General features: G+C 65.1%; 6 protein-coding genes and 1 pseudogene. 6 read left to right on the top strand and 1 reads right to left on the bottom strand.

Translation table 11 applies throughout. From position 1 onward, the window contains the following. The 6 genes from EOA24_RS23345 to EOA24_RS23320 form a co-directional block, all read left to right on the top strand. Positions 1 to 1,679 (top strand): GMC family oxidoreductase (locus tag EOA24_RS23345; RefSeq protein ID WP_348633079.1); only part of this gene is annotated, 1,679 nt, incomplete at its 5' end. Between the two features lies 1 nt (position 1,680). After that, complete coding sequence (locus tag EOA24_RS23340; protein WP_126081364.1) at positions 1,681 to 2,088, top strand: hypothetical protein; 408 nt, start codon at positions 1,681 to 1,683, stop codon at positions 2,086 to 2,088. Between the two features lie 28 nt (positions 2,089 to 2,116). Further along, the gene (locus EOA24_RS23335; protein WP_040985791.1) at positions 2,117 to 2,494 is read left to right on the top strand and encodes a carboxymuconolactone decarboxylase family protein; all 378 of its coding nucleotides are present in this window, start codon (positions 2,117 to 2,119) and stop codon (positions 2,492 to 2,494) included. Then, positions 2,491 to 3,990, top strand: coding sequence for an aldehyde dehydrogenase (locus tag EOA24_RS23330; RefSeq protein ID WP_245466954.1), 1,500 nt, complete (start codon positions 2,491 to 2,493; stop codon positions 3,988 to 3,990). The genes EOA24_RS23335 and EOA24_RS23330 overlap by 4 nt, the downstream gene beginning before the upstream one ends. 80 nt (positions 3,991 to 4,070) lie before the next feature. Beyond that, complete coding sequence (locus EOA24_RS23325; protein WP_126081365.1) at positions 4,071 to 4,985, top strand: SMP-30/gluconolactonase/LRE family protein; 915 nt, start codon at positions 4,071 to 4,073, stop codon at positions 4,983 to 4,985. A 47-nt stretch (positions 4,986 to 5,032) separates the two neighbouring features. After that, positions 5,033 to 5,962 (top strand): LysR substrate-binding domain-containing protein, encoded by a 930-nt coding sequence (locus EOA24_RS23320; protein ID WP_126081366.1) that lies wholly within the window; start codon positions 5,033 to 5,035, stop codon positions 5,960 to 5,962. A 23-nt stretch (positions 5,963 to 5,985) separates the two neighbouring features. Here EOA24_RS23320 and EOA24_RS23315 read toward each other — a convergent pair. Continuing rightward, a pseudogene (locus EOA24_RS23315) lies at positions 5,986 to 6,666 on the bottom strand (MmgE/PrpD family protein); the annotation flags it as partial.

Here is a 6,666-nt window from a genome sequence, read left to right as displayed (position 1 = left end):
AGCAAATGAATGTCGAGAGCCTGAGCGAACGCGGCGCCCGAGCGCGGCGCGACGAGGAAGTGGATGTCGCCATCGTCGGCGCCGGGCCTTCCGGCTCGGTCGCGGCGCTCCATCTCGCCCGGGCCGGTCTTTCGGTGGTCGTACTGGAGCAGGGCGAGTGGCCCGAATATAACGACTACACCGGGGCGCGGCCGGAGCACGAGCTGGTCAGCACCAAGCTCTGGCACCCCAACCCCAATGTGCGCGACAACCCGAACGACTATCCGGTCGACACCTCGACCACGGACATCAATCCGCTGATGTTTGCCGGCGTCGGCGGCAGTGCCACTCTCTACGGTGCGCAATGGATGCATTTCCTACCCTCGGATTTCCGCGTCCGCTCGCTCGACGGGGTGGCCGAAGACTGGCCCTTCTCTCATGAGGATCTGCTGCCCTACCAGCTCGAGATCGAGCGCGAGGTCGGCGTGTCTGGCCTTGCCGGCGACCCGGCATTTCCGCCACGGGGACCATATCCTTTCCCGGCGCTGCCGATAGGCTCCGTCGGTCTGCGCGGCGCGCTCGGCATGGAGCGCATGGGCTGGCACTGGTGGCCGGGCAGTAATGCGATACCGTCCGAAAAATTCGGCGAGTTGAACGCCTGCGTGCGGCGCGGCACCTGTCTCACCGGTTGCCCCGAAGGCGCGAAGTCGACCACCGACCGTTCGCACTGGCCGCTTGCGCTGAAGGCCGGCGCCCGGCTTGTCACGCGTGCCCGCGTCAAGGAGGTCGAGACCAACGAGCAGGGGCTCGCCACCGGCGTCGTCTATGTCGACGCCAATGGCCGCGACCGGCGCCAGCGCGCCAAGGTCGTCATCCTCTGCGCCAATGGCGTCGGCACGCCGCGGCTGCTGTTGATGTCGGGCGGAGCGAAACACCCGGACGGACTGGCCAACTCTTCGGGCATGGTCGGCAAGCGGCTGATGATGCATCCCTTCGCCAGCATCCTTGCCTCCTACGCGGATCCGTTGGACTCCTGGCGCGGCCCGTTCGGGCAGCAGGTCTATTCGCTCGAATTCTACGAGACCGACGAGCGGCGCGGCTTTGTGCGTGGATCGAAATGGAACTGCATGCCATCGGGCGGTCCGGTCGGCGTCTCGGGCGCTATCGGCTCCAAGGTCTATGTCGCCGAGGAAGGCCGCTTCCAGGATTTCTGGGGCGCCAACCTGCACGAGAATGTCGCCCGCCGCTTCGGTCATTCGCTGATCTGGGGCATTGTCGGCGAGGACCTGCCGGAAGAGGAGAACCAGGTGGTGCTGTCGAAGGATCTCGTCGACTCCGACGGCCTGCCGGCGCCGCAGATCATCTACAAGGTCAACGAGAACTCGAACCGCCTACTCCAGTTCAACATCGACCGCTGCCTGGAATCGGTGCGCGCCGCCGGCGCCATCGAGACGCTCGTTTCCACGCCGGTGCGCGAGTCCGGCTGGCACCTGATCGGCACGACCGTCATGGGCGACGACCCCAAGCGCTCGGTGGTTGACCAGTGGGGTGCCTGCCATGACGTGCCCAATCTCTACATCATGGACGCCTCGACCTTCCCGACCTCGGGGGCGACAAACCCGACTGCGACGATCATGGCGGTGGCGTTGCGCAACACACGTCGCATGATTGCGAAACGTCGCAACCAGAAGGTCGCCTGAGATGAGCAAAGACAAGACGTTCCTCGCTCTTGCGGACTTCCTCATCCCGGCCCACGGCACAATGCCGGCGTTCGGTTCCGTCTGCAGCTTCGCCGATGCCGAACAGGCGCTCGATTTTCGCGTCGATCTCAAGGAAGGATTTTATCGTGCGCTCGACGCCGATCCCTCATTGAGCGCGGAAGCGCATCTCGAAAGGCTGAACAAGGAAGACGGCGCCGCCTTCTCTGCCGTCACGACGATCGCGATTTGCACTTACTACATGAACCCGCGCGTGCGCGAGCTGCTCGGCTATCCCGGCCAGGAAAGCGTGCAGTACGATTCCAAGGCCACCCAGATCTACCTCACCGACGGCTCGCTTGGCCACGTGCTGGCGCGCGGTCGCAAATACCGGCCGACACCCGGCCTCTGATCCGTCCTAAGCAGAAAGGAATAACCCGATGGGTAAGGACATGTTCGACAAGGGCTTCGAAATCCGCAAGGCGGTGCTCGGAGCCGAGTTTGTGGAGAAGTCTTTCGCCAGCGCCGACGATTTCAACCGGCCGATGCAGGAGCTGGTGACCGAATATTGCTGGGGCGCCGTATGGGGCCGCGAGACGCTCGACCGCAAGACGCGCAGCATGCTGAACCTGGCGATGCTGGCTTCCCTCAACCGGCCGCACGAGTTGAAGATGCACGTCAAGGGCGCGATCCGCAACGGCGTCACCAAGGACGAGATCCGCGAGGTGCTGCTGCAGGTCGCCATCTATGCCGGCGTGCCGGCCGGCGTCGACGCCTTCCGCAACGCCCGCGAGGCCCTGCAGGAAATCGGGGCATGATCCAGCGTCCGCCGCTCGCCGAGGACAAGCTTGCCATGCTGATCGGCGGCCGTTGGGCCGCTGCGGCGTCGGGCGAGTATTTCGAGTCCTTCGATCCCTTCACCGGCAAGGCCTGGGCGCTTGTTCCGCGCGCCGGCGTTGCCGATGTCGATGCGGCCGTGGAGGCCGCGTCACAAGCCTTCCGGGGGGAATGGCGGTCGATGACGGCGAGCGCGCGCGGCCAGATCATGGCGCGCTTTGCCGACCTCGTCGCCGAGGAGGCGGAAAATCTCGCCGTTCTGGAGACGCGGGACAACGGCAAGCTCATCAACGAAATGCGGATGCAATGCAAATACATCCCGCAATGGTTCCGCTTCTTCGGCGGGCTGGCCGACAAGATCGAGGGACGCGTCATCCCGATCGATAAGCCCGGCGTTTTCAACTACACCAAGCTCGAGCCTCTGGGCGTCGTGGCGGCGATCACGCCGTGGAACTCGCCGCTGATGCTGGCGACCTGGAAGCTGGCGCCGGCGCTGGCCGCGGGCAATACCGTCGTATGGAAGCCTTCGGAATTCTCGTCGGTCTCGGCGCTCTTCTTCGGCAGGCTGTTCGAGAAGGCCGGCTTCCCGAAGGGAGTCGTCAACATCATCACCGGCTTCGGCCACGAGATCGGCGACCGCATGGTCACGCATCCCGGCGTGGCGAAGGTCGCCTTCACCGGCGGCGACGCCACCGGCCGGCGCGTCTACCAGGCCGCGGCCGGCGGGCTGAAGAAGGTGACGCTGGAGCTCGGCGGCAAGTCGGCGAACATCGTCTTCGCCGACGCCAAGCTGGAGGCCGCGATTCCCGGGTTGGTCTCGGGCATCTTCGCCGCGACCGGCCAGACCTGCATTGCCGGCTCGCGGGCGCTGGTGCAGCGCTCCGTCTACGATCAGGTGGCCGAAAAGCTGGTCGCGTTCGCGAAAACCGCCAGGATCGGCGACCCGCTCGATCCCGATACCCAGGTCGGGCCAATCACGACGCTGCCGCAACACAAGAAGGTCCTCGACTATATCGGCATCGCCCGGGACGAGGGCGCCCAGCAGCTTCTCGGCGGCAAGGTGCCGGAGGACAAGGCGATCGCCGATGGCTGGTTCGTCGAGCCGACCATCTTCGGCAATGTCAGCCAGTCGATGCGCATCGCCCAGGAAGAGGTGTTCGGCCCGGTCCTTTCGATCATTCCGTTCGAGGATGAGGACGAAGCCGTTGCCATCGCCAACGACAGCATCTATGGCCTCGCCGCCGGATTGTGGACGCAGGACATAGGCCGCGGCATCCGGCTGCCGGACCGGCTGGAAGCCGGCATCGTGTGGGTCAACATGTACCGCGCGACGAGCTATCTCTCGCCCTTTGGCGGCTACAAGCAGTCGGGCTTTGGCCGCGAGAACGGCCGCACCGCCATCTACGAATATCTCCAGGAAAAGAGCGTCTGGATCGATGCCGGGAACTCCATTCCGGCCCCGTTCGTCCAGCGCTGAATATTGGCGGGTCGCACGGTCCACCGTCCGGTCCGCCAATCCACACCATCGCCATTCGCCTGCCATAAGCGAGACAGCCGATGTCCTGCTACGAGATCATCGATCCGCGCTTCGGCGACCTTATCGATCCGGTCGCCTTCCTAGAGACGCTGCACACCGGCAACCGCTGGGCGGAAGGGCCGGTCTATTTCGCCGACCTGCGCACGTTGGTCTGGAGCGACATTCCCAACGACCGCATGCTGCGCTGGGACGAGGAGACCGGCGCGGTTTCGCTGTTCCGCGGCAATGTCGCTAATCCGAACGGCAGCACCCGCGACCGCGAAGGCAGGCTTGTCACCTGCATGCAGGGCGAGCGCCGTGTCGTGCGTACCGAATGGGACGGCTCGATCACCGTGCTCGCGGACTCCTTCGAGGGAAGGCGGCTCAACTCGCCGAACGATGTGGTGGTCAAGTCGGACGGCAGCATCTGGTTCACCGATCCCAACTACGGCATCATCTCCGATTATGTCGGGCGCCGGGCCGACCAGGAGCAGCCCGGTTGCCGCGTCTACCGCATCGATCCGCAATCCGGCCGCATCGCTGTCGTCGCCGATGATTTTTCGATGCCCAACGGCCTTGCCTTCTCGCCCGACGAGAAGACGCTCTACATCGCCGATTCCGGTTATCTGACCGACCGCAGCGCGCCGCACCACGTCAGGTCGTTTGACGTTGCCGGCGACAGGCTGGTAAATTCGCGTGTGTTCGCCGAAATATCGCCGGGCATTCCGGACGGGTTTCGGATTGATATCGCCGGCAACCTCTGGATCAGCGCTTGGGACGGCGTCCAGTGCCACACGCCGGCCGGTGAATTGATCGGCAAGATCCTGGTGCCGGAGATGGTGGCGAATGTGGCATTTGGCGGCGCGCGGCACAATCGGCTCTTCATCACGGCGACGACTTCGGTCTATGCCGTGTTCCTGAACGTGCGCGGCGTGAAATATCCGTTCCGCACGTAGAAAGGCTTCGGGCAGGCACCGCCCGGCGGCGGGTTGGGTGGTTTGAGTTGGACACGAAGCAGCTTCAGGTATTCATCGCCGTCGGCTCGGCGGGCAGCTTCTCGAAGGCCGCCCTCGACCTTAATGTCACCCAGCCGATGATCACGCGCCATATCCGCGGGCTCGAGGAAGAGCTCGGCGTCGAGTTGTTCCACCGCAACGGTCGCGGCGTGGTGCTGACCGAAGCCGGAGCGCTCCTGAAATCGCATGCCGACGAGATCGTCGAGCGCATGCGGCTCGCGCAGAACGCCGTATCCAATCTCAGGGCTTCGCCACGCGGCAGGTTGGTGCTCGGCGTTCCGCCCTCCGTCGGGACGGTGCTGACGGTGCCGCTGGTCAAGAAGATCAAGAACGAGTTCCCGAACGTCGCCCTGCAGGTCATCGAAGGCTTCAGCGGCCACATCCTGGAGTGGCTGATCGCCGGCCGCATCGACGCTGCGGTGCTTTACAACTCGCCCAATCACCCTTCGGTGCTGACCGAGCCGCTCGCCGATGACGAGCTTTTCCTGATCGGCCCGGCGCTGCCAGAGCCTCTGCTGCCGCGCGGTCCGGTTGGCCTCGGCGTGCTAGCGGAACTGCCGATGATCCTGCCAAGCCGGCCGCATGGTCTGCGCCGGCTGATCGACAACATCGTCGCCGAACACGGCATCTATCCGCGCATCGAGATGGAATTGGAGGCGATGCCGTCGACGCTGCTGCTTGTCGAGGAGGGCGGCGGCTACACGGTCCTGCCCTATGCGTCCGTGCACCTGCTTGCCGAAGCCGGCCGTATCGAGGTCTGGCCGTTCGACCCGCAGATCACCCGCAAGCTGATCCTCGCGACCTCGTCGCAGAAACCGATGTCCTCGACATTCCGGCCGCTGTTCCGCGCCGTGCGCACGGAACTGAGGGACATCATCTCCACCCATGTCTGGAAGCCGCCGCAGCACAATCGCTGAGGTCGGGCACGACGGCGTGCGGCCTATGCCTTCGGCCGGGCCAGCGGCATGATCGAACCGACGTCGCTGACGTCGCGAAGCGCGCACAGGCTATCGGCAAGCGCGCCGGCATCGATCGCCGGGCTGCCGTACTCGGCGAGGGTGGCGAACTTATCGCGCAGCGCGGCGTCCGTCATCGGCCGTGCCGGACTGCCCGTGGCGGCCAGCTCGCGCACCTCGAAATGCGCCCCATCGCTGCAGCGGACGGAAACATAGGCCGCCTCGACCGGAATGGCTTCGTCCGTCTCGATCGGACGCACCGTGGCGCGCAATGCCTTCACGTCAGGATCGTTCACAGCCGCGTCGCTGAAATCGGCGGCGCCGGCCGTGCCGCGCAACAGAGCGACGGCGACAGCATGCTGCGCGCTGACCTGCGCTTCCCTGCCCGTGGTGACATTGGGCCTGTCGGCGCGGGCCTTGAGCAGAGGGCAGCCGCGCACGGTGATGTCGCTGACGAGATCGGCGGAGAAATCAGGTTTCCGATGCAGGTCAAGGCATGCGTCGATAACGGGGTTGAGCACCACGCCGCAGGGATATGGCTTGAACATGTTGCGCAGGTTTTCCCAGTCGCTGCCGAGTTCGCGCTCGATCAGCTCAGGCTTTGGCGCGTGGCACAACACCTTGAGGAAACCGCGCGGGCCTTCGAGGGGCATCGGCGGTCCCTC

Source organism: Mesorhizobium sp. M2A.F.Ca.ET.039.01.1.1, from assembly GCF_003998035.1.
Classification (GTDB): domain Bacteria; phylum Pseudomonadota; class Alphaproteobacteria; order Rhizobiales; family Rhizobiaceae; genus Mesorhizobium.
The sequence above is the reverse complement of the archived record's forward strand: the minus strand, read 5'-3'. Positions and strand labels throughout refer to the sequence as shown.

What these genes read in the sequence shown, in the direction of transcription:
- EOA24_RS23340 (WP_126081364.1), top strand. Translation starts at nt 1,681, where the DNA reads ATGAGCAAAGACAAGACGTTCCTCGCTCTTGCGGACTTCCTCATCCCG.
- EOA24_RS23335 (WP_040985791.1), top strand. Translation starts at nt 2,117, where the DNA reads ATGGGTAAGGACATGTTCGACAAGGGCTTCGAAATCCGCAAGGCGGTG.
- EOA24_RS23330 (WP_245466954.1), top strand. Translation starts at nt 2,491, where the DNA reads ATGATCCAGCGTCCGCCGCTCGCCGAGGACAAGCTTGCCATGCTGATC.
- EOA24_RS23325 (WP_126081365.1), top strand. Translation starts at nt 4,071, where the DNA reads ATGTCCTGCTACGAGATCATCGATCCGCGCTTCGGCGACCTTATCGAT.